Source organism: Burkholderia thailandensis E264, assembly GCF_000012365.1.
GTDB lineage: Bacteria > Pseudomonadota > Gammaproteobacteria > Burkholderiales > Burkholderiaceae > Burkholderia > Burkholderia thailandensis.
The window spans coordinates 618,349-641,528 of the sequence record NC_007650.1; the positions used below are offsets into that span (position 1 = coordinate 618,349).

At 69.2% G+C, this 23,180-nt stretch carries 23 protein-coding genes; 18 read left to right on the forward strand and 5 right to left on the reverse strand.

Features of this window, described 5'->3' with window-relative positions; genetic code table 11:
* Positions 1-94 precede the first annotated feature (94 nt).
* The 7 genes from BTH_RS02710 (at position 95) to BTH_RS02745 (ending at position 6,270) form a co-directional block, all read left to right on the forward strand.
* The gene (locus BTH_RS02710) at positions 95-1,327 is read left to right on the forward strand and encodes an acyl-CoA dehydrogenase family protein (protein WP_009895545.1); all 1,233 of its coding nucleotides are present in this window, start codon (positions 95-97) and stop codon (positions 1,325-1,327) included.
* A complete protein-coding gene (locus BTH_RS02715; protein ID WP_009895547.1) occupies positions 1,324-2,400 on the forward strand; it encodes a phosphotransferase family protein in 1,077 nt (358 codons plus the stop codon). The genes BTH_RS02710 and BTH_RS02715 overlap by 4 nt, the downstream gene beginning before the upstream one ends.
* Positions 2,397-3,086, forward strand: a complete 690-nt coding sequence (locus BTH_RS02720; RefSeq protein WP_009895549.1) for a histidine phosphatase family protein — start codon at positions 2,397-2,399, stop codon at positions 3,084-3,086. Before BTH_RS02715 ends, BTH_RS02720 begins: the two co-directional genes overlap by 4 nt.
* 33 nt (positions 3,087-3,119) lie before the next feature.
* Complete coding sequence (locus BTH_RS02725) at positions 3,120-3,890, forward strand: SDR family oxidoreductase (RefSeq protein WP_009895550.1); 771 nt, start codon at positions 3,120-3,122, stop codon at positions 3,888-3,890.
* A gap of 99 nt (positions 3,891-3,989) precedes the next feature.
* Complete coding sequence (locus BTH_RS02730) at positions 3,990-4,208, forward strand: hypothetical protein (protein WP_009895552.1); 219 nt, start codon at positions 3,990-3,992, stop codon at positions 4,206-4,208.
* Positions 4,205-4,996: an SDR family oxidoreductase gene (locus tag BTH_RS02735; RefSeq protein ID WP_009895554.1), complete on the forward strand. Its 792-nt coding sequence runs from the start codon at positions 4,205-4,207 to the stop codon at positions 4,994-4,996. The genes BTH_RS02730 and BTH_RS02735 overlap by 4 nt, the downstream gene beginning before the upstream one ends.
* A gap of 257 nt (positions 4,997-5,253) precedes the next feature.
* The gene (locus BTH_RS02745) at positions 5,254-6,270 is read left to right on the forward strand and encodes an NADP-dependent oxidoreductase (protein WP_009895557.1); all 1,017 of its coding nucleotides are present in this window, start codon (positions 5,254-5,256) and stop codon (positions 6,268-6,270) included.
* Positions 6,271-6,486: 216 nt separating this feature from the next.
* On the opposite strand, the gene BTH_RS02750 is transcribed toward BTH_RS02745, so the two are convergent.
* Entirely contained in the window at positions 6,487-7,680 is a 1,194-nt protein-coding gene (locus BTH_RS02750; RefSeq protein ID WP_009895559.1) for an MFS transporter, read from the reverse strand.
* A gap of 329 nt (positions 7,681-8,009) precedes the next feature.
* On the opposite strand from BTH_RS02750, the gene BTH_RS02755 reads away from it, so the two are divergent.
* Positions 8,010-10,103, forward strand: a complete 2,094-nt coding sequence (locus BTH_RS02755) for a TonB-dependent receptor (protein ID WP_009907268.1) — start codon at positions 8,010-8,012, stop codon at positions 10,101-10,103.
* A 146-nt stretch (positions 10,104-10,249) separates the two neighbouring features.
* Positions 10,250-10,678 carry a hypothetical protein gene (locus BTH_RS02760; RefSeq protein WP_009895562.1) on the forward strand — a complete coding sequence of 143 codons (429 nt, stop codon included), beginning with the start codon at positions 10,250-10,252 and terminating at the stop codon, positions 10,676-10,678.
* A gap of 195 nt (positions 10,679-10,873) precedes the next feature.
* Here BTH_RS02760 and BTH_RS02765 read toward each other — a convergent pair whose 3' ends face one another.
* The 3 genes from BTH_RS02765 to BTH_RS02775 all read right to left on the reverse strand — a co-directional run bounded on the left by BTH_RS02765 (position 10,874) and on the right by BTH_RS02775 (position 13,174).
* A complete protein-coding gene (locus tag BTH_RS02765; RefSeq protein ID WP_009895565.1) occupies positions 10,874-11,932 on the reverse strand; it encodes an AI-2E family transporter in 1,059 nt (352 codons plus the stop codon).
* A 228-nt stretch (positions 11,933-12,160) separates the two neighbouring features.
* A complete protein-coding gene (locus BTH_RS02770; RefSeq protein ID WP_009895567.1) occupies positions 12,161-12,745 on the reverse strand; it encodes a BPSL1445 family SYLF domain-containing lipoprotein in 585 nt (194 codons plus the stop codon).
* 48 nt (positions 12,746-12,793) lie between these two features.
* Positions 12,794-13,174, reverse strand: coding sequence for a DUF883 family protein (locus BTH_RS02775; RefSeq protein ID WP_009895568.1), 381 nt, complete (start codon positions 13,172-13,174; stop codon positions 12,794-12,796).
* Here BTH_RS02775 and BTH_RS34755 point away from each other — a divergent pair.
* On the forward strand, positions 13,173-13,658 hold the full coding sequence (locus BTH_RS34755; protein ID WP_190275332.1) for a hypothetical protein: 486 nt from the start codon (positions 13,173-13,175) through the stop codon (positions 13,656-13,658). The genes BTH_RS02775 and BTH_RS34755 overlap by 2 nt on opposite strands.
* Positions 13,659-13,750: 92 nt before the next feature.
* On the opposite strand, the gene BTH_RS02780 is transcribed toward BTH_RS34755, so the two are convergent.
* Positions 13,751-15,619 carry an ExeM/NucH family extracellular endonuclease gene (locus BTH_RS02780; protein ID WP_011400938.1) on the reverse strand — a complete coding sequence of 623 codons (1,869 nt, stop codon included), beginning with the start codon at positions 15,617-15,619 and terminating at the stop codon, positions 13,751-13,753.
* A gap of 368 nt (positions 15,620-15,987) precedes the next feature.
* On the opposite strand from BTH_RS02780, the gene BTH_RS02785 reads away from it, so the two are divergent.
* The 8 genes from BTH_RS02785 (at position 15,988) to BTH_RS02820 (ending at position 23,130) form a co-directional block, all read left to right on the forward strand.
* Entirely contained in the window at positions 15,988-16,341 is a 354-nt protein-coding gene (locus BTH_RS02785; protein WP_009895571.1) for a YciI family protein, read from the forward strand.
* Positions 16,342-16,506: 165 nt separating this feature from the next.
* The gene (locus tag BTH_RS02790) at positions 16,507-16,920 is read left to right on the forward strand and encodes a YciI family protein (RefSeq protein WP_009895572.1); all 414 of its coding nucleotides are present in this window, start codon (positions 16,507-16,509) and stop codon (positions 16,918-16,920) included.
* 21 nt (positions 16,921-16,941) lie between these two features.
* Positions 16,942-17,481 (forward strand): SRPBCC family protein, encoded by a 540-nt coding sequence (locus tag BTH_RS02795; protein WP_009895573.1) that lies wholly within the window; start codon positions 16,942-16,944, stop codon positions 17,479-17,481.
* On the forward strand, positions 17,478-18,746 hold the full coding sequence (locus tag BTH_RS02800; protein WP_009895575.1) for an RNA polymerase sigma factor: 1,269 nt from the start codon (positions 17,478-17,480) through the stop codon (positions 18,744-18,746). The genes BTH_RS02795 and BTH_RS02800 overlap by 4 nt, the downstream gene beginning before the upstream one ends.
* 601 nt (positions 18,747-19,347) lie before the next feature.
* Positions 19,348-20,382 (forward strand): N-acetylmuramoyl-L-alanine amidase, encoded by a 1,035-nt coding sequence (locus BTH_RS02805; protein ID WP_009895576.1) that lies wholly within the window; start codon positions 19,348-19,350, stop codon positions 20,380-20,382.
* 270 nt (positions 20,383-20,652) lie between these two features.
* On the forward strand, positions 20,653-21,075 hold the full coding sequence (locus BTH_RS02810) for a rubrerythrin family protein (RefSeq protein ID WP_004190903.1): 423 nt from the start codon (positions 20,653-20,655) through the stop codon (positions 21,073-21,075).
* 110 nt (positions 21,076-21,185) lie between these two features.
* Positions 21,186-22,523, forward strand: coding sequence for a heterodisulfide reductase-related iron-sulfur binding cluster (locus BTH_RS02815; protein WP_009895594.1), 1,338 nt, complete (start codon positions 21,186-21,188; stop codon positions 22,521-22,523).
* 25 nt (positions 22,524-22,548) lie between these two features.
* Complete coding sequence (locus BTH_RS02820; protein ID WP_009895596.1) at positions 22,549-23,130, forward strand: DUF3501 family protein; 582 nt, start codon at positions 22,549-22,551, stop codon at positions 23,128-23,130.
* The last annotated feature ends 50 nt before the right edge of the window (positions 23,131-23,180 follow it).

The window sequence follows — 23,180 nt, forward strand, 5'->3', positions numbered from 1 at the left end:
ATGTCTATATCCTCGCATAATAAATATTCATTTCATCGATTGTCGAGGATCGCGTACGCTCGTCTCCATTCGAACCGACCAACCGGAAGACGCCATGGACTTCTCTCCCTCGGCCCGCTGCCGCGAATTGAGCGAGCGCGTCGCGCGCTTCATGCGCGACGAGATCGCGCCCGTCGAGGCGCGCTACGTCGAGCAACTGACGGGCGGAGCCGACTGGCGCCGCTGGCGTCAGCCCGACGTGATGGAAACGCTGAAGGCGAAGGCGCGGGCGGCCGGCCTCTGGAACCTGTTCCTGCCCGAGGCCGAGCATGGCGGCGCGGGGCTGTCGAACGCCGAGTACGCGCCGCTCGCCGAGCTGATGGGGCACTCGTTGATCGCGCCCGAAGCGTTCAACTGCAACGCGCCCGACACCGGCAACATGGAGGTGCTCGCGCGCTACGGCTCGCCCGAGCAGCGCCGCCGCTGGCTCGAGCCGCTGCTCGCGGGCGAGATCCGCTCGGCGTTCTGCATGACGGAGCCGGAGGTGGCTTCGTCGGACGCGACGAACATGCAGGCGACGGCCAGGATCGAAGGCGACGAAGTCGTGCTGAACGGCCGCAAGTGGTGGTCGACCGGCATCGGCCATCCGCTCGCGCGCGTCGTGATCTTCATGGGGCTCACCGATCCGCAGGCGGAGCCGCATCGCCGGCACACGATGGTGCTGTGTCCGCTCGACGCGCCCGGCGTGAAGATCGAGCGGATGCTGCCGGTGTTCAATGCGTACGACGAGCCTTCGGGCCACGGCGAAGTCAGCTTCACGAATGTGCGGCTGCCGGCGTCGAATGTGATCCTCGGGCCGGGACGCGGCTTCGAGATCGCGCAGGGCCGGCTCGGCCCAGGCCGCATCCACCACTGCATGCGCGCGCTCGGCGCGGCGGAGAAGGCGCTCGCGCTGCTGTGCGCGCGCGCGACGACGCGCGACGCGTTCGGCAAGCCGCTCGTCAAGCTCGGCGGCAACGGCGACATCGTCGCGAACCTGCGCATGGCGATCGAGCAGGCGCGCCTGCTGACGCTGAAGGCCGCGTGGACGATCGACACGCAGGGCGTGAAGGCGGCGCTTTCGCTGATTTCGCAGATCAAGGTGGTCGTGCCCGCGGTCGCGCAGCAGGCGGCCGACGCGGCGATCCAGATTCACGGCGGCGCGGGCCTGTCGAACGATTTTCCGCTCGCCGCGCTGTACGCGTATGCGCGCGTGCTGCGGATCGCGGACGGGCCGGACGAGGTGCATCGCGCGGTCGTCGCGAAGCTCGAGGTGAAGCGGCAGCTCGCCGCGGCGGAGGCGGCATGAGCGTGCGCCTCGACGAAGCGCGCGACGTGCGCGACGAAGACCGGCTCGACGCGGCGAGGCTCGACGCATACCTGAAGTCGCGCATTCCCGGATTGAGCGGCGAGCCGAGCATCCGGCAGTTCCACGGCGGCGCGTCGAATCTGACCTATCTGATCGGCTACGGCGATCGCGAGATGGTGCTCAGGCGCCCGCCCGCGGGCGCGAAGGCGGGCGCCGCGCACGACATGCTGCGCGAGGCGGCGGTGATGGCGGCGCTTGCGCCCGATTACCGCTACGTGCCGGCGATCCTCGCGCGCTGCGACGATCCGGCGGTGCTCGGCAACGAGTTCTACGTGATGGAGCGCATCGCCGGCGTGATTCTGCGGCGCGAGCTGCCCGCCGGGCTGAAGCTCGACCGCGCGGGCGCGCGCAGGCTGTGCGAGCGCTTCGTCGATCGGCTGATCGAGCTGCACGCGATCGATGCGTCGCGCCCGGAGATCGCGGCGCTCGGCAAGGGAGAAGGCTACGTCGCGCGGCAGTTGAGCGGCTGGGGCGAGCGCTGGCGCAAGGCGCTCACCGACGGCACGAACCCGTGCGACGACGTGCTCGCGTGGCTCGAGCGCCATCGCCCGGCGGGCGAGCGCCGCATCTGCGTGATCCACAACGACTATCGCTTCGACAACGTCGTGCTCGATGCGGCCGATCCGTTGTCGATCGTCGGCGTGCTCGACTGGGAGATGGCGACGCTCGGCGATCCGCTGATGGACCTCGGCGGCTCGCTCGCCTACTGGGCGCAGGCCGATGACGATCCCGCGTTCGTCGCGATGCGCCGCCAGCCGACGCACGCGGACGGGATGATGACGCGCCGCGAGCTGGTCGAATACTACGGCGCGCGCACGGGGCTCGACGTCGGCGGCTTCGTGTTCTACGAAGTGTTCGGCCTGTTCCGGCTGATGGCGATCGCGCAGCAGATCTACCGGCGCTTCGTGCTCGGCCACACGACGAACGAACAGTTCGCGGGCCTCGGCGCGGTCGTGCGCTATCTCGGCGAGCGCTGCCGGCGCGTGATCGGGGCGGCCGGGGGCGCGCGATGACCGAGCTGTTCCTGATCCGCCACGCGCAGGCGAGCTTCGATGCGGCCGACTACGATTGCCTGTCGCCGCTCGGCGACGAGCAATCGGCGCGGCTCGGCGCGTGGATGGCGCGCGGCGCGCGGCGGCCCGGGCTGATCGCCACCGGCACGCTGCGCCGCCACGCGCAGACGGCCGACGGCTGCGCGCGCGCGGCGGGCGTCGATGCGCCGCGGCTCGCGCTCGCGGGCCTCGACGAGCTCGACGCCGACGAGTTGATCGCGCGCCATCGGCCTGCGCTCGCGTCGCGCGACGCGCTGCTGCGCGCGATGGCGGCCGAAACCGATCCGCGCCGCGCGTTCCAGGCGCTGTTCGCGGCGGCTGTGGCGCGCTGGACGGGCGGCGCGCACGACGGCGAGTACGGCTGCGCGTGGCCCGAATTTCGCGCGCGCACGCTCGCCGCGTGGGACGCGCTCGCGGCGCAACCGGCGCGCGAGATCTGGGCGTTCACGTCGGGCGGGCCGATCGGCGTGATCGTCGCGGCGCTGTTCGGCGTGCCCGTCGAGCGCAGCTTCGAGCTCGCGTGGCCGCTCGTCAACACGAGCGTGACCCGGATCAAGATCGGCCGCGGCGGCGCGCGCGTGACGACCTACAACGGCTGGCCGCACCTCGACGGCGAGCACGGCGAGCGGCTCGTCACGCACCGCTGATTCCATTTCCTTCATCGATTCGGGATATTCTCCATGACCGCACCCAACCTGTTCGACCTGTCCGGCAAGATCGCCGTCGTCACCGGCGGCAGCCGCGGCATCGGCGCCGAGGCCGCGAAGCTGCTCGGCGCATTCGGCGCGCACGTGGTCGTCACGAGCCGGCGCATCGACGATTGCCGCGCGATCGCGAACGAGATCGTCGCGGCGGGCGGCTCGGCCGAGGCGGCCGCGTGCCACATCGGCGAGCTCGACCAGATCGATGCGCTGTTCGCCGCGCTCGAAGACCGGCACGGGCGGCTCGACGTGCTAGTCAACAACGCGGCGACCAACCCGTACTACGGGCCGATCGTCGATACGGATCTCGGCGCGTTCCAGAAGACCGTCGACGTGAACATCCGCGGCTACTTCTTCATGTCGAGCCGCGGCGCGAAGCTGATGGGCAAGGGCGGCGGCGGATCGATCGTCAACGTCGCATCGGTGAACGGCGTGATTCCCGGCTACGGGCAGGGCATCTACTCGATCACGAAGGCGGCGGTGATCTCGATGACGAAGGCGTTCGCGATCGAATGCGCGGCGAGCGGCGTGCGCTGCAACGCGCTGCTGCCGGGCCTGACCGACACGAAGTTCGCGTCGGCGCTCACGCAGACGCCCGACGTGCTCAAGCAGGTGCTCGCGCACGTGCCGATGCGGCGCGCCGCGCAGCCGACTGAGATGGCGGGCGCGGTGCTGTATCTGGCGTCGGCGGCGTCGAGCTATACGACGGGGACGGTGCTGAACGTCGACGGCGGGTATCTGTCGGCTTGATCGTCGATAGGGGCGATGGTTGACTGCCGGCGAGCGGATGAACAACGCAGGCGAGCGGCGGCTGACGGCGGACGGCCGGCGACTGATGGCCGGCGACTGATGGCCGGCGTCATCGGCGGACGGCCGATCGCCGAAGTCCGGGCGGCCGATACGATCGCGAAGGCAATTGCTATAGCGATTGCGACGGCGACGGCGACGGCGATCGCGCGCATCGCCTGCGCCGCCTTCGCCCGCCGCGCGAGCGCATTACGCTTCATGTATGCGAGCGACGCGCGCATGCTGCAAGCGAACATCGAAAACGACAGGGAGGGTTCATGACGAAGAATCTGGCGCCGCGTCTTGCCGGCAAGCGCGCATTCATCACCGGCGCGGCGGGCGGCCTTGGGCGCGCGATCGCGCGTCGGATGGCGGAACAGGGCGCGAAGGTGTTCTTGACCGACATCGTCGACGCGGCCGTGCTCGACGCGTTCGCGGCCGAGCTCAACGATGCGGCGGGTGAGCGCGTCGCGTGGGCGGCCGTGCATGACGTCACCGACGAAGCGCAGTGGGCGTCGCGGCTTTCGCAGGCGAACGACGCGATGGGCGGGCTGTCGGTGCTCGTGCACAACGCGGGCATCGGCTCGTTCGGCGCCGTCGGGCAGATCGAGCGCGACGAATGGCGGCGCGTGATGGCGATCAACGTCGAGAGCATCGTGCTCGGCACGAAGCGCGCGCTGCCGTATCTGGAGGCGGGCGCGCCCGCGTCGATCGTCAACATCTCGTCGGTCGCCGCGTTCAAGCAGGAGCCCGACTACACCGCGTACAACGCGTCGAAGGCGGCGGTCGCTTCGCTGACGAAGTCGATCGCGGTCGACTGCGCGCGCCGGCAGACCGAGGTGCGCTGCAACTCGATCCATCCGTCGTTCATCATGACGGGCATCGTCGCGCCGATCGTCCGGCAGGTCGGCGAGAAGGAGGCGGCGCGCAAGCTCGCGCGCGGCGTGCCGATGCGCCGGCTCGGCGAGCCGGACGATGTCGCGTATGCGGCCGTCTATCTCGCATCCGACGAGAGCCGTTACGTGACGGGCGCGGAGCTCGTGATCGACGGCGGGATGTGCGCGGTCTGACGCCGCGCATGCGCCGGCGGCGGCTTTTTCGCGCGACCGTCGATGAATTCTTGAAAAATCGCGGCGTCGTGATTGCATCGTTGCGGTTCGCGGTTCGCGGTTCGCGGTTCGCGGTTCGCGGTTCGCGGTTCGCGGTTCGCGGTTCGCGGTTCGCGGTTCGCGGTTCGCGGTTCGCGCGAATGCGACAGCGCCGCACGCGCGGCGTTCGCCGATGAGGGCGCACGCCATCCGTTTCCACTCATCTCGAAGGTGATGCCATGTCCACACCCGTCAATCGCCAACTGCGTCTGAAGGCTCGTCCCGACGGGCGCGTCGGCCAGGAACACTTCACGCTCGCCGAAGCGCCGCTGCCCGCGCTCCGGCCGGGCGAGATGCTCGTGCGCGTGCTGTATCTGTCGATGGACCCGACCAATCGCGTCTGGATGAGCGACATCCCGCAGTATCTGCCGCCGGTGGCGATCGGCGACGTGATGCGCGCGCTCGGCATCGGCCGCGTCGTCGCGTCGAACGCGCCGGGGTTCGCCGAGGGCGATCTCGTGCAAGGGCTCGTCGGCTGGCAGGACTACGCGCACGTGCGCGCCGACGAGGCCGCGCACTACACGAAGCTGCCCGCCGCACTCGGCCTGCCGTTGCCGCGCCTGCTCGGCGCGTGCGGGATGAGCGGGCTCACCGCGTACTACGGCCTCACCGAGATCGCGCCGGTGCAGCCGGGCGAGACGCTCGTCGTGTCGGCGGCCGCGGGCTCGGTCGGCTCCGTGGCCGGACAGATCGGCAAGATTCACGGCGCGCGCGTCGTCGGCATCGCGGGCGGCGCGGACAAGTGCCGCTATCTGACCGACGAACTCGGCTTCGACGCGGCCGTCGACTACAAGGCCGACGACTGGAAGCGCGCGCTGAAGGACGCGACGCCCGACGGCGTGCACGTGAACTTCGAGAACGTCGGCGGCGAGATCATGCGCGCGGTGCTGTCGCGGATGGTGATCGGCGGGCGCGTCGCGCTGTGCGGCGTGATCGCGAACTACAACAGCGGGCGGCCCGCCGACGACGTCAGCGTGCTGATCGCGAAGCGGCTGACGATGCGCGGCTTCCTGATTCTCGATTACCGGAAGAGCCGCGAAGCGATCGCGACGCTCGCGGGCTGGCTGCGCGACGGCCGGCTGAAGGCGGAGGAAACCGTCGCCGACGGGTTGACGAACGCGCCCGACGTGCTGAATCGCCTGTTCGACGGCAGCCATCGCGGCAAGCTCGTGCTGCGGGTCGATCCGCAGGCTTGAGCGGGCGGCAGCGCCGATGCGCGCTGCGAGCGGTCAGGCCGATCGGGGCGATCGGGGCAGGGCGGCGCCGGGCGGCCGCCGCGGTTCGCGCGGCGTGCTCGGGTAGCGGCGCGCATTGGCCGAATGCGAGCGTGTTGCCGTCCCTGCGCGCGCGGGTATGCGCGATCGCATCGGCGAATGCGCGAGTACATGCGCCGCACGCTCGCCCCGGCCGGCTTACGCAACCTCCGTCGCCGGCGCGCGATGCCTGTCGCGCATCGCGATTGCCCACAGCACGACGGCGCCGCTCGCGAGCGTGAAGCCCGCGCACATCCACGCGACAGGCGCGAGCCCGAGATGCAGGAACGGCGCGACGGCTTGCGTCGCGAGCGCCGCGCCGCCGAGCCCGAAGAACATCAGCAATCCGGCCGCGCGTCCCGCGACGGCGGGCTCGGCCGCGAGCGCGCGCGCCATCGATGCCGGCCCGCGCAAGCCGAGCGAACCGCAGAACAGCATCCACGTGGCGACGACGAGCGCCGTCGAGCGCCAATCGGCGTACGCGAGCAGCAGGAACGCGGCCGACGCCGCGAACTGCAGCAGCGCGCCGAGCGAGATGATCCGGTCGAGGCCGAGCGCATCGGACCATTTGCCGCTGCGCGCGGCGGTCAGCATGAACGCGGCGACGCCGCACGCCTGCATCAGGCTGAACGTCGACGGCCCCGCGCCGAGCCAGATCTCGACGACCTGCGGCGCGCTCGCCACGAACGCGAGCAGCGCGGCGAAGCAGAGCGCGTGACCGAGCGCGTAGCCGAGGTAGCCGGGCGAGCGCAGCAGCCGTCGATAGCCGCCTGCGCGCGCGGGCGTGCGCGGGCGCATCGCGCGGGCCGCGGGAATCACGCGGAACGCGAGCGGCGCCGTGACGACGGATAGCGCGACGATGATCCAGAAGCTCATCCGCCAATCGGCGACGACGAGAAGCGCCGCGCCGGCGACGGGCGCGAGTCCCGGCACAGCGCTTTCGACGATGCCGAGCCATGCGAGCGCGCGTACCGCGCCGCCGTCGCCGAACGACTGCCGGACGAGCGCGGGGACGATGACCGTCGCCGCGCCGGCCCCGAAGCCTTGCGCGACGCGCGCGCCGATCAGTGCGCCCATCGACGGCGCGAGCGCGCACGCGGCGCCCGCCGCGAGTTGCAGCAGCACCGCGAACGCGAGCGTGCGGCGATGCCCGAAGCGGTCGGCGGCGGCGCCCCAGACGAGCTGAGACACGGCGAGCGCGGCCGAGAACGCGGCGAGCGTTGCCTGCGCGCTTTCGATCGAGCCGCCGAGCTGCTGCGGCAGCGACGGCACGGCGGGGAGATAAAGGTCGGTGGCGAGGAGCCCGACGGCCGTCAGCAGGGCCAGCGGGAGGATCGATCGGAGAGGATGCATGCGTGAAACTGAAAGGACTCTGTCGGTTTGCGAGCGCACGACGATATCACGCCGATGCGTGCGGCCCGGATGGCGGCGAGGGCGGAAGCCGGAGCCAACGTCGACCGTAAGCAATTTGTTACATGATTTGAAATGATATAACATATCAATATTCATCGCGAACCGACCCGAACCGGACGCACACGCGTGCGCCCGTCGAGCGGGCCGTCGATGCGCTTCGCCACGGGCCTCGATGCGCGCCGAGATTGATACGTTATATCGTTTCGTTGTCGGCGCGCGATTCGGCCCGTGATTCCGTCCACCCCGAGAACACCGCACCGATTACCGCAATGGATCACCACCGACGTATCGCGCCGCCTTCCGCCCGCAGGCTGCATCCCTTGTCGTTGCTGCTCGCCGCGAGCCTTGCGCACGGCGAGACGGGCGAGCCAGCCGGCCGCCCGTCGAGCGCGCCGCCAGCGACGGCGCTCGCGCCGATCTTCGTGACCGCGAACCCGCTCGGCGCATCGGCGCTCACGTCGCCGACGGCGTCGCTGTCCGGCGACGCGTTGACGCTGCGCCGCGCCGATTCGCTCGGCGATATGCTGAACGGCTTGCCCGGCGTGTCGACGACGACCTACGGTCCGCTCGTCGGCCGCCCGATCATCCGCGGGATGGACGGCGACCGCATCCGGCTTTTGCAGAACGGCGTCGCCGCATACGACGCATCGTCGCTGTCGTACGATCACGCGGTGCCGCAGGACCCGCTGAGCGTCGAGCGCGTCGAGATCGTGCGCGGGCCGGCCGCGCTGCTGTACGGCGGCAATGCGGTCGGCGGCGTCGTCAACACGATCGACAACCGGATTCCGCGCGAAGCGGTCACGGGCGTCACGGGTGCGCTCGACGCGAGCTACGGCGGCGCGAACAACGCGCGCGCGGGGGCGGCGCTCGTGGAAGGCGGCAACGGCCGCTTCGCGTTCCATCTCGACGCGTTCGGCCGCGAGACCGACGAGTTGCGCATACCCGGCTATGCGCACTCGGCGCGCCAGCGCGCGCGCGACGGCGAGGACGCGAGCGAGCCGTACGGCAAGCTGCCGAACAGCGACGGCCGCCGTTACGGCGGCGCGGCGGGCGGCTCGTACACGTGGGCCGACGGCTACGTCGGCGCGTCGTACAGCGGCTACGAATCGAACTACGGCTCGGTCGCCGAAACCGATGCGCGGCTGCGGATGCGGCAGGAGCGCGTCGCGATCGCGTCGGAGGCGCGCAATCTGCGCGGGCCGTTCTCGCAGCTGAAATTCGACTTCGGCTACACGAACTATCTGCACCGGGAAATCGAGGACGGCGTGACCGGCACGACGTTTCGCAACCACGGCTACGAGGCGCGCGTCGAGGCGCGCCACCGCAAGCTCGGCCCGTTCGAAGGCGCGCTGGGCGTGCAGGTCGGCCAGAACACGTTTTCCGCGCTTGGCGGCGAGGCGCTCGCGCCGACGACGCGCACGACGAGCGTCGCATTGTTCGGCCTCGAGGAATGGCAGGCGACCGATGCACTGAAGCTGTCCGCCGGCGCTCGGATCGAGCACGTGCGGCTCGACCCGAGCGCGAACGGGGACGATAAGTTTGGCGTCGCGCGCTCACGCGATTTCAATGCGGGCAGCGTGTCGGCGGGCGCGCTGTACCAGCTCGCGCCCGCGTGGTCGGTCGCGGGCAACGTGTCGTACACGGAGCGCGCGCCGACGTTCTACGAACTGTACGCGAACGGTCCGCACGGCGCGACGGGGCAATACCTGATCGGCCTGCCGGATGCGCGGAAGGAGAAGGCGGTGTCGACCGATCTCGCGCTGCGCTACGCGAACGGGCCGAACCGCGGCAGCGTCGGCGTGTTCTACAGCCGCTTGCGGAACTACCTCGCCGAATACGACACCGGGCGGCTCGTCGACGACGAAGGCGCGCCCGTGGCCCCGGGGGGCGACGAGACGCTGCGCGAGGCCGTCTATCGCGGCGTGCGCGCGGAGTTCTACGGCGTCGAGCTCGAGGGCAAGTGGCGCGCGTTCGAGAAGCGCGGGCATCGCATCGATCTGGAGCTGGGCGCCGACTACACGCATGCGCGCAACGCGGACACGGGCGAGCCGCTGCCGCGGATCGCGCCGCTGCGCGCGACGCTCGCGGCCGATTACGGCTACGGTCCGTTCGGCGCGCGCGCGCAGCTCACGCATGCGTGGGCGCAGCATCGCGTGCCGGAAAACGATCTGGCGACCGACGGCTATACGTCGCTCGGCGTCGTGCTGACGTACAAGTTCCGCGTCGGCGCGACGAACTGGCTCGCGTACCTGCGCGGCGACAACCTGACCAACCAGGATATCCGCTATGCGAGCTCAGTCGTGCGCAACATCGCGCCGCAGGGCGGGCGCAGCGTGACGGTCGGCATGCGCACGACGTTCTGAGCGCGCGGCGCGGGCGCGTTCGCCCGCCTCTTCTGTTTGCTGACGATCGTTTGTAAGATAGCGATCGCCGCGTACGGCCCTGAGAGCGCACGCGGCGTCGTGCGAACCGGCATGACCACCTTCCGCCAATCCTTTTCGAGTCGAAAATGAAAAGAACAATCCAGAAAAGCTGGGCGGCCCTCGTGCCGCTGCTCGTCGCAGGCTCGGCCTGCGTTGCCGCGCCGTTGTGCCAGACCCAGAAGCTCGGCGCGCATACGTCGAAGATGTGCGTCGAGCAGACGCCGTTCAAGCACGATTACTACACGCTGTGGGTCGACGATTCGCCGATCTTCATGCTGCCCGACGATTACGTCGAGAAGATCGCGCTCACGCACACGGTGCCGGAGGACGGCGTGATCGAGTTTCCGCTGTCGAAGCAGGGCACGCCCACCGTGACGATTTCGGGCGGTTGCGCGCCCGTCAGCGAGACGCAGGGCAAGGGCGCGGATGCGGTGAGCCTCGAAACCGGGCGCGTGTGCTCGTTCAACTGGGGCAAGGAGCCGATCGTCAAGGATCTGCGCTTCAGCTTCGAGTAAGCGGCGCGATGCGCCGGTGACGCTTCGCGCGGCGCGACGCGGAGGGCCGCGCATCGCGTGAGCAGGCGCGCTGCGTGCACGATCGCCCCGCTGGCCGCCGCGGGAACGAGACGGTGCGGCCATCGCCAAAGCAAAACCCGGCCTGAGAGGGCCGGGTTTCATTCGGCATCCGGAAGAATGCGCGCCGGCGGCGGGTCATTCCCAGTCGGTTTGCTCGGTGCGCGCGAAGATGTCCCAGCTCGCCATGAACAGCGCAGCGACAAGCGGGCCGATCACGAAGCCGTTGATTCCGAACAGCGCCATGCCGCCGAGCGTCGAGATCAGCACGACCCAGTCGGGCATCTTCGTGTCCTTGCCGACGAGGATCGGCCGCAGCAGATTGTCGACGAGCCCGATCACGCCGACGCAGAACGCGACGAGGATCACGCATTTCCAGACCTGTCCGGTCACCGCGAAATAGCCGGCGGCCGGCACCCAGACGAGGCCCGCGCCGATCGCGGGCAACAGCGACAGGAACGCCATCAGCGCGCCCCACAGAATCACGCCCTCGATTCCGAGAATCCAGAAGATCAGCCCGCCGAGCGCGCCCTGCACGGCCGCGACCGCGATGTTGCCCTTGACGGTCGCGCGCACGACGGTCGTGAACTTCGTCAGCAGATGCTGCTTGTGCTCCTCGTCGAGCGGCAGCGCGCGCCGCACGCGGCGGCCGATCTCGCCGCCGTCGCGCAGCAGGAAGAACACGAGATACAGCATCACGCCGAAGCTCACGACGAACTGGAACGTGTTTTGCCCGATGCTGAGCGCCTGTGCGGCGACGAACTGGCTGATCGCGGCCGCGCCGTCGGTCAGCTTCTTCTGGATGCCCGCGATGTCGGTGAGCCCGTAGTTGTGCAGCACGCGATGCACGGACGTTGGCAGCGCGTGCATGAACTCCTGGAAGTACTGCGTCATGTTCGGCTGCATCGTCTTGATCTGCTGATACGCGTACGCGATTTCCTGCACGAGCGTCGCGGTCACGAACGCGAGCGGCAGGATCACGATCAGGATGATGAGCGTCAGCGTGACGAGCGCGGCGAGATTGCGGCGCTTGCCCAAGCGTGCGGCGAGCCAGCGCTGCACGGGCTGGAACAGGATCGCGAGAATGGTCCCCCAGAAGATCGCGCCGAAGAACGGCGTCAATATCCAGCAAAGACCGACGGTGACGACGAGAAGCAGCAGGTGAAAGAATTTTTGGTGATCGTTCCCGCTATCCATGATGTGCTCGGGGGAGGATGGTTGATCGGACGGGCAAGCCGCGCCGCGGCGGCCCGCCGTGACGCAGCGATTATGCCTGACGCGTGCGGCGCGGCGACCGTGCGTTGCCTCGCCCCGAGCGCATGTCGTTCGGGCTGCGATCGAAAATGCCGCGATGGGGAACCGCGGCGCGCGGCGCAGGCGGCGCGCACGCGCGAGGCGCCGCGCCGCTTCCGCCGGCGTTTCAGGTCAGAGCTTCAGGCGCGTGACCTTCGTGCCGTTGACCGACAGATCGCCCATCAGGCCGGCGTTGGTCAGCACGATGACCTCGACCGGCGCGGTCGCCGTCGACGTGTCGACCGCGCCGTTCGCGCCCATCTTGACGAGCGCGACCGACGCGTCGGCGCCGGCGGCCCAGCCTTCCGAGCCGCGGAACCTGTCGAGCGCGTCCTGCGTCATGAACAGGAAGATCAGCGCCTTCGATTGCGCGCCCGCCTGCAGGCCGACCGACAGAGACGACGTGTTGTAGTAGCCGAGCGTCGCGCCGCCGACGCGCAGCGCGCCGTTGCCGCTTTGAGCGCCGACGATGAAGCCCGCCTGCAGCACGTTCGGGAACACGAGCACGCCGCGCGACTTCGCGACGAGTTCGCGCGAGCCCGGCACCGTCGAGTAGAGGCGCGTGAGCGTCGCGTTCACGTTCGCATCGATCGCTTCGCGGGTCGACGCATTGGACGCCGCGGTCGACGGCTTGTCGGGCGTGGTGGTGCAGCCTGCGAGCGCCAGGCCGCCGAGCGCGGTCGCGATCGCGACCTTCATGACGAGAGTCTTGCGCATGATGCTTCCTCCATCTTGATGGTTGAACGTCGGGCGTGAGCGCCGCGCTTATCGACGCGCAAGGAGGATGCCCGCCGCGAACGCGAGGCCGGCGACGATGCCGGCCGCCTGCCACGGGTTGTCGTGGACGGCCTGCGTCACGCGCTCGGCCGATCGCCGCAACCGGCGCGACGCGTGCCACGACGCGTCGTCGAGCGTGTCGCGCGCGGCTTCGAGCCGCCCGCGCAGGCGCTTGCGGAGCGCGTCGGCGTCGACGTCCTCCTTCAGCAGCGCGTCGAGCTCGTCGACGAGCGAGCGCATGTTGTCCTTCACCTCGCCGTTCAGGTCGCGCGCCGCGGAACGCGCATCGCGCGCGAACCGGTGGCCTGCGCGTCGTGCTTCGGAGAGGCCGCGATCGAGCTTGTATTCGACGGTGTCGGTAAGAGCCATGATGGTCGTTCTCCTGATCGTTGAAGGGAAAATGTATGGATGCTGCCCTGATGTGATCCGTTATCAGGCCCTGAGTTTCACGCGGCGGTGGCGGCAAGCCACCGTGGCGGGGCCAAAGCCTTTGCGGGGCTTGGCTCGGCGGAAAATGCAACAGTTTGTGTGGCGGGCCGACGCAGGCGCGGCCGCGTGCTCGAATCGACGGCGGAATTTTTTACGTTTCGTTGCGTCGGCGTTCGGTCAATATGACGTCCCTCACGCTCCGACGGGCGGCACGCCTTTTTTCGATTGCTTCATTTTCTTCGCGTCTCGCTTGGCCGTTTTCCACATCGTGGCGAAGCGGCCTGGAGCCGGCTTTGCTTCGCGGGCGATCGACGAGGGGCGCGCAGCCGACGGTGCACGCGCCCGATGCCGGACGTCGCATCAGCGAACGCCCGGCATGGGTGAGTCGTCAGGCATCGCGCGCGGCGCGGCGCGTCGTGCGTGACGGCTCATGCGCCACACGTCGCCTCTCGCGCGGCGCATGGCTCACGGTGCACGGCTCGCGGCGCATCGGCGCGCGACGCGCCGCCGGGCGCGTCATCGCAACGGGCGACGGCTGTGCGCGGCAGCCATCTCCGCGCCGCGGCGCGACGCCGCGGCCGCATATTCGTCGGCGAGCGCGATGTCGATCAGCACCGGATCGTGATCGGACGAGCGATACGCGTCGGGCGCGTAATACGTGCGCTGCTGCTCGGCCGTCTTGTACGCGAGCGTGTATTGCAGGGCGATCGGCTCGTCAGCGTTGATGTGCCAGTCGTGCACCGCCTTCACGCGCCATGCGAGCGCGTTCGTCGCGAGCGCGTGGTCGAGGTAGCCGGCCTCGCCGTTGTAAACATAGCTGTACGCGGGTGCGCCGATCTTGCTCGACACGAGATTCACGTAGCCGCGCGATTCGAGCGTGCGAACCGGGTCCTCGTACGTGTAGCTGTTGAGGTCGCCGATCAGCAGCACGCCTTCGCTGTGCGCGCCGGTCGGATTGCGCGCGAGCCAGTCCGCGACCTTCGCCGCCGCACGCGAGCGCGTCGCGTTCCAGCAGCCCTGGCCGTCGCCCTGGTCGAGATCGTCGCCCGTCGCATTCGGGCAGTTTTTCGATTTCAGGTGATTCACGGCGACCGTCACCGCGCGCGAGCCGCCGAACGGCTGGAACGTCTGCGCGATCGGCTGGCGGTTCTTGTCGTCGATCGCGAGCGTCGCCGCGTTGCCGACCGGCTTTACCTTGCGGCTGTCGTAAATCAGCGCGACCGCGATCGCGTCGCCGCCGAGCCGCGCGCTGCCCGGATCGACGACGCGCCAGCTGTCGCCGAGCTTCGCCGCGAGCTGGCGCACCGCGCTGAGCGGGCCGTAGCCGTCATTCTCGATTTCCATCAGGCCGATCACGTCGGCATCGAGCGCCTTCAGCGCGCTGACGATCTTCGCGTCCTGCCGGGCGAACTCCTCATCGCTCTTCGCGCCGCGGTTGTTCGGATCGTCGAAGCCGCCGCCCGTGCCGTCGCCGTTGAAGTAGTTCAGTACGTTGAACGAAGCGACTCGCAGGTTCGCACGCGAATCGCGTGCGGGTGCGGCCGTGCGCGGATTCGCGCTCGTACCGAACGAAGGTGCGCGCGCGCCCGGCACCGGTTGCAGGCGCCATGCGCCGTAGCGCATCTCGAGCACGCCTTCGACGTTGGCCACCGTGTAGCCCGCGCGCAGCGTGTTCGAGGCGGAGAGCGCCGGCGCCGGGTACGGGACGGCCGCGGGGTTCTGCTTGTTCGAGCCGTCGTCGAGGATCAGCCGGTTGCGCGCGTTCGCGTCGGCCACCGTCTTCGCCTGCGCGGGCGGCACGACGCTCGTCGGCGTGCGCAGACGCCCGTTGCTGAGCAGCACGCTGCCGTAGCGGCCGAGCTCGTAGACCTCGGTGACGGTCAGCGTCTGCGGCAGCCGCACGAGCATGCCTTCGTACGCGGCGAACGCGCTTGGGCTGTCGACGGGCAGCGCGAGCGTCGCGGGCGTGACCGACTGGCCGCTCGCGCAGACCGCGACGGCGCCCGACAGCGTGAGCTGCGTCTGCCCATATTTTTCTTCGACCTTGCCCGTCACGTGCACGAGGTCGCCCGCTTGCGCGCGCGCTTTCGGCGAGTAGACGAACAGCCCCTCGGACACGCCGGGCTGGTTGCGGCGCTGCGGATCGGCCTGCTGGACGAAGAAGCCGCCGAAGCCGTCGGCGCCGCCGAAATCGGCCGTGACGACGGCTTCGATCGACACGTTCTGGCCGGCGAGCGGAGAAGGCGAGCTGGCCCCCTGGATTTCGGCGATCGGCGTCGCGCTGCCGCCGCAGTTCGCGCTGACGGGGGCGGCGGTGGCCGCGAACGCGGGAGCGGCGGCGGACAGGAGCGACAGCAAGGCGAGCAGAGGGGACGGAGTGCGCATGAGGACGATCCTTTACGTGGGAATCCTGAAAGCTTAGTGGCGCATGTTGACAGTTTCGCGTAAAAAATAGATGTGAATCTGTAATCTGGCCAGGTTTTTTAGGCCGAGCCGGCAGCGCATCATCGAGGCGGATCGAGCGGCGCGTGACTGAACCGTTTCCACGGCCCGCGCCGGACGCGCTCGCGCGCAGTTCGCGCGTAATTCCGTGCGAGCGGCCGCGCGGCCTCGCGACGCTCGCGCGGTCGCCGATTCCGATGGACCGCCGCCCGCCGCCCGCTCAAAATGGAGGCGCAGCCGTTCCGCGATCGGCGGCGCGACGTGGTTGCATCGTGCAGATCGGGAAGGCGTCGTCATAGGAGGTGACGCAAATGAGCTATATGTTGTTGATCGTCGAGCCGCGGGGCCAACGCGCGGCTCGTACGCAAGCCGAGGGCGAGGCGCTGTACGAGCGGATGCGTCACTTTGCCGGCGAGCTTCAGTCGCGCGGCGTGCTGATCGGCGCCGAATCGCTCGTGTCCGACGACAAATCGACGCGCGTGCAGGTGCGCAACGGCGAGGTGCGCCTCGTCGACGGGCCGTACGCCGAGGCGAAGGAAATGGTGGGCGGCTTCTTCCTGCTCGACGTCGGGACGCAAGGCGAGGCGCTTGCGATCGCGAAGGATTGCCCCGCCGCCGAATGGTGCTCGGTGGAGGTTCGCGAGATCGGGCCGTGCTTCCGGTAACCGCTCGCGAATCGACGCGACCGGCGGCCGCCGGGCATCGCGCGCCCGGTTTGGGTAGGGGTTTCCCCTGATTTCGCGCGCCGCGTGTCGAGCGGGGATCGTGCCGCACGTCGTTGTGGCAGGACGCCGGATCGCGCGTCCTGCCATCCGCGAAAGGAGAAAGCGATGCGTTTCATGATCATGGTGAAGGCCAATGCGACGAGCGAGTCGGGCGCGATGCCAGACGAGTCGTTGATCGCCGCGATGGCGACTTATCACGAAGAGCTGGCGAAGGCGGGCGTGCTGCTCGATGCGTCCGGCCTGCAACCGTCGTTGAAGGGCTGGCGCGTGCGCTACTCGGGCGGCAGGCGTGCCGTCGTCGACGGTCCGTTCGCCGAAACGAAGGAACTGATCGCCGGCTACACGTTGATCCAGGTGCGCTCGCGCGACGAGGCGCTCGAATGGACCCGCCGCTTTCCCGCGCCGTTCGGCGAGCACGAGGACGGCGAGATCGAGGTGCGGCAACTGTTCGAGCTCGACGATTTCGAGCCGGGCGATGCGGTCGAGCGGTTTCGCGAACTCGAGAGCAAGCTCGGCTGACGAGCGCGACAGGAGACGGCAATGAGCCAGATCGTGGTGAGCGCGGGCGCCGTGGCGGCTGCGCTCGCGCTGCTGCTGATGCTGTATGCGGCGTCGCGTCCGGGCACGTTTCGCGTCGAGCGCCGCGCGCGGATCGATGCGAGCGCCGCGCGCATCTTTCCCTACCTGGCGGACCTGCGCCGCTTCAACGCGTGGAGTCCGTACGAGCGCAAGGACCCGGCGCTGCGCGGCGAGTACGGCGCGCTGACATCGGGCGTCGGCGCGAGCGATGCGTGGACGAGCGAGAAGGCTGGCGTCGGCCGCTTCGAAATCACCGAACTCGCCGAGCCGTCGCGCGTGACGATGCGGCTCGATTTCGTGAAGCCGTTCGATGCGCACAACGTCGCCGAATTCACGCTGCGCCCGGACGGCGACGCGACGGTCGTCACGTGGGCGATGCATGGGCCGTCGCCGTTTCCGTCGAAGCTGATTCAGGTGTTTTTCAGCATCGACAAGATGGTCGGCGCGGACTTCTCCGCGGGGCTCGCGAACCTGAAGGCGCTTGCCGAAGGGCGCGCATGACGGACGCCGTCGTCCATCGCGCGATCGACGCCGTCTGGCGGATCGAGGCCGCGAGAATCATCGCGCATGTCGCGCGGCTCGTGCGCGACGTCGGCGTGGCCGAGGAACTCGCGCAGGACGCGCTCGTCGCGGCCCTCGAGCACTGGCCGAGCGACGGCGTACCGGAGAATCCGGGCGCGTGGCTGATGACGGCCGCGAAGCGCCGCGCGCTCGATCATCTGCGGCAGAACGTGCTGCATGCGCGCAAGCGCGAGCAGATCGGCCTCGATCTTGATGCGCTCGGCGCGCACGTCGCGCCGGACGTCGCCGATGTGTTCGAGGCGGCGCGCGACGACGACATCGGCGACGATCTGCTGAGGCTCGTGTTCACCGCGTGCCATCCGGTGCTGTCGACCGACGCGCGCGTGGCACTGACGCTGCGGCTGCTCGGCGGGCTGACGACGGGCGAGATCGCGCGCGCGTTTCTCACGCCCGAGCCGACGATCGCGCAGCGGATCGTGCGCGCGAAGCGCACGCTGTCGGCGGCGAAGGTGCCGTTCGAGGTGCCGCGCGCGCCGGAGCGCGCGGCGCGGCTTGCTTCGGTGCTCGAAGTGATTTATCTGATCTTCAACGAAGGCCATTCGGCGACGGCGGGCGACGACTGGATGCGTCCCGCTCTGACCGACGAAGCGCTGCGGCTCGGGCGCGTGCTCGCCGGGCTCGCGCCCGACGAGAGCGAGGTGCACGGGCTCGTCGCGCTGATGGAGATCCAGGCGTCGCGGATGCACGCGCGCGTCGACGCGCAAGGGCGTCCCGTGCTGCTGCTCGATCAGGACCGCAGCCGCTGGGACCCGCTGCTGATCCGGCGCGGGCTCGCCGCGCTCGCGCGTTCGGAGGCGCTCGGCGGCGCGAGCGGGCCGTATGCGCTGCAGGCCGCGCTCGCCGCGTGCCACGCACGCGCGCGCAGCGCCGACGACACGGACTGGGAGCAGATCGTCGCGCTCTACGACGCGCTCGCGCAGGTCGCGCCTTCGCCCGTCGTCGAGCTGAATCGCGCGGTCGCGGTCGGCATGGCGTTCGGGCCGGCCGCGGGGCTCGAGATCGTCGACGCGCTCGCGGCCGATCCCGCGCTCGCGCGTTATCACTGGCTGCCGAGCGTGCGAGGCGATCTGCTCGCGAAGCTCGGGCGGCGCGACGAGGCGCAGGCCGAGTTCAGGCGCGCGGCCGACATGACGCTCAATGCGCGCGAGCGCGAGATGCTGCTTGCGCGCGCGATGCAGCGGTGAGGCGGCGCGCGTGTTGGCGCGCGCGCCGTCGGCCGTCGACGGAGGATCGCGGGCGGAATGCGCGGTGTTCGGATGATGCGCGACGCATGGCACGCGATGCACGATGTGCGGCGCGCGTGACGCCATAGGGCGCATTGCGTTATCGACATGCTTTGGGCCGCAGCGCGACATGCGCGTCCCTATCCGTCGATCGGGCAGGCAACGAGCGCGGGAGCCGTGGCCGGCCTTCGCGATCCGATGGAATGACGCGGCTTGATTTCGATGCGCAGCGAGCCGATTGACATAGCCTTCCGCAAGCCGCAAGCCGCAAGCCGCAAGCCGCAAGCCGCAAGCCGCAAGCCGCAAGCCGCAAGCCGCAAGCCGCAAGCCGCAGGCTGCTCACGCGGAACGTCGACACGCTGCACCTCTTCATCGCGCCCTCGCCGCAACATCGCGTCCGCCTCGGCGCTTTCCCGCTTCCCGAAAATCCATCGCACTCCGAATCGGAACTTGCGCGCCGCCGCCGACTCCCACGCTCGCGCGTTGCGTCATCGCGCAACCTACTCGCTCGGCGCATCGCGCCGATTCTCAATCGCAAGTTACGATTCGAACGGAAGAGGGTATGGCTGAAGAACAACAAGCGAAAATCATCAACGAGGGCAGGCGCGGTTTTCTCGCGCGTTCGTCGGCATGGCCGGTGGGGATGCTGATGTTGCCGCTTGCCGGCTGCGGCGACGGCGACGGCGTCGTGCCGTCCGCGCACGCGCAGGATGCGCCGCAGCCGCCGGGCGCGGGCTACGCGATCGATCGCTCGATCCAGTCGCCGAATCAGGATTCGCGGGTGCGCACGCTCGTGCTGCATTACACCGCGCAGACGCTCGCGGATTCGATCGCCTCGCTGACGAGCCCGCAGCGGCAGGTCAGCTCGCACTATCTGGTGCCCGACGCGCCCGACGGCGGCGAGCGCTTCAAGGTCTTCGAACTCGTGCCGGAAGCGCGCCGCGCATGGCACGCGGGCGTTAGCTACTGGCAGGGCGACCGGATGCTCAACGCGGGCTCGGTTGGCATCGAGATCGTCAATCTCGGTTTTCCGCCGGAGGACGAAAACCTGCCGCTGATGAACCGGCGCTGGTATCCGTATCCGGACGCGCAGGTCGCGGTGTTCGGCGCGCTCGCCGCCGAGGTCGTCGCGCGGCATCAGGTGCTGCCGCACAAGGTCGTCGGGCACTCGGACGTCGCGCCTGGCCGCAAGACCGATCCGGGGCCGCTGTTCCCGTGGAAGAAACTCTACGATCAATACAAGATCGGTGCATGGCCGGAGACGGAGGCCGTCGATTACTACCGGACCAACCGGCCGTTCGCGGGGGACGTCGCAAGTCTGCAGTCGAAGCTGCTCGCGTACGGCTACGATGCGCCGCAGACGGGCACGCTCGACGTGCAGACCGTCAACGTCGTGTCGGCGTTCCAGATGCACTTCCGGCCGTCGCGCTACGACGGCGTGCCGGATGTCGAAACCGTGGCGATTCTCGATGCGCTGCTCGAGAAGTACTTCAACCGCGGCCGATCGATCAACAAGCAGGCGCTGCCGGGCGCGACGGCGCCGGCGGGCGAGAAGGGCAGCGACGTCTGGCCGCTCGCGCCCGCGTCGCCGCGCTGACGCGATGGGCACGCGCGCGCCGCGCCCGATGCGGCGCGGCCGGCGCCAGCCCTCGGCCGCTTCCCGCGTCGTCGTTTCCCGCCTCGCGGCTTTCCGCCTCGCCGCGACGGCTATCGGCGACATTGAAAAAGCCTATTGGGTGAGTCGCGCGCGAGCGCCTAGATTGAAATGCACGGTGCCCCAGCGGCGGCAGCCGAGCTGCGCATCGTTCCCCACAATCGTTCATCCGGCCCGGCGCCGTGCGCGCCGGCGTCGGACACGGAGGCGCAGATGGCACAGCTCAAGGGCAGCAAGACCGAAGAGAATCTGAAATACGCGTTCGCCGGCGAGTCGCAGGCGAATCGCCGCTACCTGTATTTCGCATCGAAGGCGGACGTCGAGGGACAGAACGACATCGCCGCGCTGTTCCGCTCGACCGCCGAAGGCGAAACCGGCCACGCGCACGGCCACCTCGAATACCTGGAAGCAGTCGGCGATCCGGCGACGGGTTTGCCGTTCGGCACTTCCCGCCAGAATCTGCAATCGGCGATCGCGGGCGAGACGCACGAGTACACCGACATGTACCCGGGCATGGCGAAGACCGCGCGCGACGAAGGCTTCGAAGAAATCGCGAACTGGTTCGAGACGCTCGCGAAAGCGGAGCGCAGCCACGCGAACCGGTACACGAAAGCGCTCGACGGGCTCGTCGACTGAGCGCGGCGCTCGCCGGTTCGCGCGCGCACGAGCGCTGCCGGGCCAGCCGGACGCGGCCGCGCGATCCGGCGCAACGCGCGCGGCCGCGCGCAACGTGATGGAGCCGCCCCATGTCCCACCGAGAAGGCAGTCTGGAGGCCCCGACCCGGCACCCGCTCGATTGGCGTTCGGAAGCGTTCTACGACCCGGCCGGGATCGACGCCGAGATTACCCGCGTGTTCGACATTTGCGCCGGCTGCAGGCGCTGCGTGTCGCTATGCGGCGCGTTTCCGACGCTGTTTGATCTCGTCGATGAAACCGATACGGGCGAAGCCCATGCGGCGGACCCGAAATCGTTCGGCAAGGTCGTCGACCAGTGCTACCTGTGCGACCTCTGCTACATGACGAAATGCCCGTACGTGCCGCCGCATCCGTGGAACGTCGATTTTCCGCATCTGATGCTGCGGGCGAAGGCCGCGCGCTACAAGCGCAACGAAGTCAGGCTGCGCGACAAGCTGCTGTCGAATACCGACATGCTCGGCCATTTCGCCGGCATCCCGATCGTCACGCAAACCGTCAATGCGGCGAACCGCACGCCCGCGCTGCGCGGCGCGCTCGAGGCGACGTTCGGCGTCGACCGGCGTGCGTGGCTGCCGCCGTTCGCGTCGCGCAAGTTCCGTCGCGCCGCGCGGCGCTCGTCCGTCTCTCCAGCGCGCGACGGCGAGCGCACGCCGGGGCGCGTCGCGATCTACGCGACCTGCTACGTGAACTACAACGAGCCGGGCATCGGCCACGACCTGCTCGCGGTGCTCGCGCATAACGACATCCCGTACGAACTCGTCGCGAGCGAGGCGTGCTGCGGGATGCCGCTGCTCGAGCAGGGCAATCTCGAAGGCGTCGCCGCGAAGAAGGCGGCGAACATCCCCGTGCTCGCCCGCTACGCGCGGGAAGGCCATGCGCTGATCGGCGCGATTCCGAGTTGCGTGCTGATGTACAAGAGCGAGCTGCCGCTGATGTTCCCCGACGATCCCGATGTGCGCGCGGTCGCCGACGCGTTCTGGGACCCGTTCGAATACGTGATCGCGCGCCATCGCGACGGGCTGCTGAAGACCGATTTCGAGCATGAGCTCGGCGTCGTGTCGTATCACGTGCCGTGTCATTCGCGCGTGCAGAACATCGGGCGCAAGGCCGCTGACGCGCTGTCGCTCGTGCCGGGCACGAAGGTGAACGTCATCGAGCGTTGCTCGGGCCACGCCGGCACGTTCGGCGTGAAGCGGGAATTCCACGCGCAGGCGCTGAAGATCGGCGCGCCGGTGTTCAAGTCGATCGCGGAGCAGACACCCGACTACATGTCGTCCGATTGCGCGCTCGCGGGGCACCATATCGAAGAGGGCATCGGCGCGAAAGGCGTCGAGCCGCCGCCCTTCGCGCATCCGATCACGTTGCTGCGCAAGGCGTACGGCATCTGAGCGCACCCCGGACGAGGACCACGACATGACGCTCACCCGCGATTCGCTGCTGACGCTCGAGGCGTACGCGAAAGTGCGCCGCGACGAACGTGCGCGCGTGATCGAGCACAAGAAGCGCCGCGCCGTCTCGATCGGCAATCATCTTCGCCTGCTGTTCGAAGACGAAACGACGATCCGCTACCAGATCCACGAGATGCTGCACATCGAGAAGATTTTCGACGAGGACGGCATCCAGGCCGAGCTCGATGCCTATCTGCCGCTCGTGCCGGACGGCAGCAATCTCAAAGCGACGCTGCAGATCGAATACGAAAACGAGGCGCAGCGACGCGCGGCGCTTGCGCGCCTGATCGGCATCGAGGGTCGCGTGTTTCTCGTCGTCGACGATGAGACGCCTGTCTATGCGATCGCCGACGAGGATCTCGAACGCGACACCGGGGTGAAGACGTCCGCCGTGCACTTCGTGCGCTTCGAACTCGGCCGCGCGATGAAGGCGAAGCTCAAGGCGGGCGTGCCGCTGTCCATCGGCTGCGACCATCCTAACTATCCGGTACAAACGACGAGAGTCGATCCGGACGTTGCCGCCTCGCTCGCCGGCGATCTGGACTGAGCACGCGAGCGCGCGGCGTGCGTGAACGGAGCTGGCATCGGTCGCATTCA

What these genes read in the sequence shown, in the direction of transcription:
- BTH_RS02745 (WP_009895557.1), top strand. Translation starts at nt 5,254, where the DNA reads ATGTCCACACCCGTCAATCGCCAACTGCGTCTGAAGGCTCGTCCCGAC.
- BTH_RS02805 (WP_009895576.1), top strand. Translation starts at nt 19,348, where the DNA reads ATGGCTGAAGAACAACAAGCGAAAATCATCAACGAGGGCAGGCGCGGT.
- BTH_RS02800 (WP_009895575.1), top strand. Translation starts at nt 17,478, where the DNA reads ATGACGGACGCCGTCGTCCATCGCGCGATCGACGCCGTCTGGCGGATC.
- BTH_RS02715 (WP_009895547.1), top strand. Translation starts at nt 1,324, where the DNA reads ATGAGCGTGCGCCTCGACGAAGCGCGCGACGTGCGCGACGAAGACCGG.
- BTH_RS02725 (WP_009895550.1), top strand. Translation starts at nt 3,120, where the DNA reads ATGACCGCACCCAACCTGTTCGACCTGTCCGGCAAGATCGCCGTCGTC.
- BTH_RS02775 (WP_009895568.1), bottom strand. Translation starts at nt 13,174, where the DNA reads ATGGCTCTTACCGACACCGTCGAATACAAGCTCGATCGCGGCCTCTCC.
- BTH_RS02710 (WP_009895545.1), top strand. Translation starts at nt 95, where the DNA reads ATGGACTTCTCTCCCTCGGCCCGCTGCCGCGAATTGAGCGAGCGCGTC.
- BTH_RS02770 (WP_009895567.1), bottom strand. Translation starts at nt 12,745, where the DNA reads ATGCGCAAGACTCTCGTCATGAAGGTCGCGATCGCGACCGCGCTCGGC.
- BTH_RS02780 (WP_011400938.1), bottom strand. Translation starts at nt 15,619, where the DNA reads ATGCGCACTCCGTCCCCTCTGCTCGCCTTGCTGTCGCTCCTGTCCGCC.
- BTH_RS02765 (WP_009895565.1), bottom strand. Translation starts at nt 11,932, where the DNA reads ATGGATAGCGGGAACGATCACCAAAAATTCTTTCACCTGCTGCTTCTC.
- BTH_RS02810 (WP_004190903.1), top strand. Translation starts at nt 20,653, where the DNA reads ATGGCACAGCTCAAGGGCAGCAAGACCGAAGAGAATCTGAAATACGCG.
- BTH_RS02750 (WP_009895559.1), bottom strand. Translation starts at nt 7,680, where the DNA reads ATGCATCCTCTCCGATCGATCCTCCCGCTGGCCCTGCTGACGGCCGTC.
- BTH_RS02735 (WP_009895554.1), top strand. Translation starts at nt 4,205, where the DNA reads ATGACGAAGAATCTGGCGCCGCGTCTTGCCGGCAAGCGCGCATTCATC.
- BTH_RS02785 (WP_009895571.1), top strand. Translation starts at nt 15,988, where the DNA reads ATGAGCTATATGTTGTTGATCGTCGAGCCGCGGGGCCAACGCGCGGCT.
- BTH_RS34755 (WP_190275332.1), top strand. Translation starts at nt 13,173, where the DNA reads ATGATGGTCGTTCTCCTGATCGTTGAAGGGAAAATGTATGGATGCTGC.
- BTH_RS02730 (WP_009895552.1), top strand. Translation starts at nt 3,990, where the DNA reads ATGGCCGGCGTCATCGGCGGACGGCCGATCGCCGAAGTCCGGGCGGCC.
- BTH_RS02760 (WP_009895562.1), top strand. Translation starts at nt 10,250, where the DNA reads ATGAAAAGAACAATCCAGAAAAGCTGGGCGGCCCTCGTGCCGCTGCTC.
- BTH_RS02795 (WP_009895573.1), top strand. Translation starts at nt 16,942, where the DNA reads ATGAGCCAGATCGTGGTGAGCGCGGGCGCCGTGGCGGCTGCGCTCGCG.
- BTH_RS02790 (WP_009895572.1), top strand. Translation starts at nt 16,507, where the DNA reads ATGCGTTTCATGATCATGGTGAAGGCCAATGCGACGAGCGAGTCGGGC.
- BTH_RS02720 (WP_009895549.1), top strand. Translation starts at nt 2,397, where the DNA reads ATGACCGAGCTGTTCCTGATCCGCCACGCGCAGGCGAGCTTCGATGCG.
- BTH_RS02755 (WP_009907268.1), top strand. Translation starts at nt 8,010, where the DNA reads ATGGATCACCACCGACGTATCGCGCCGCCTTCCGCCCGCAGGCTGCAT.
- BTH_RS02820 (WP_009895596.1), top strand. Translation starts at nt 22,549, where the DNA reads ATGACGCTCACCCGCGATTCGCTGCTGACGCTCGAGGCGTACGCGAAA.
- BTH_RS02815 (WP_009895594.1), top strand. Translation starts at nt 21,186, where the DNA reads ATGTCCCACCGAGAAGGCAGTCTGGAGGCCCCGACCCGGCACCCGCTC.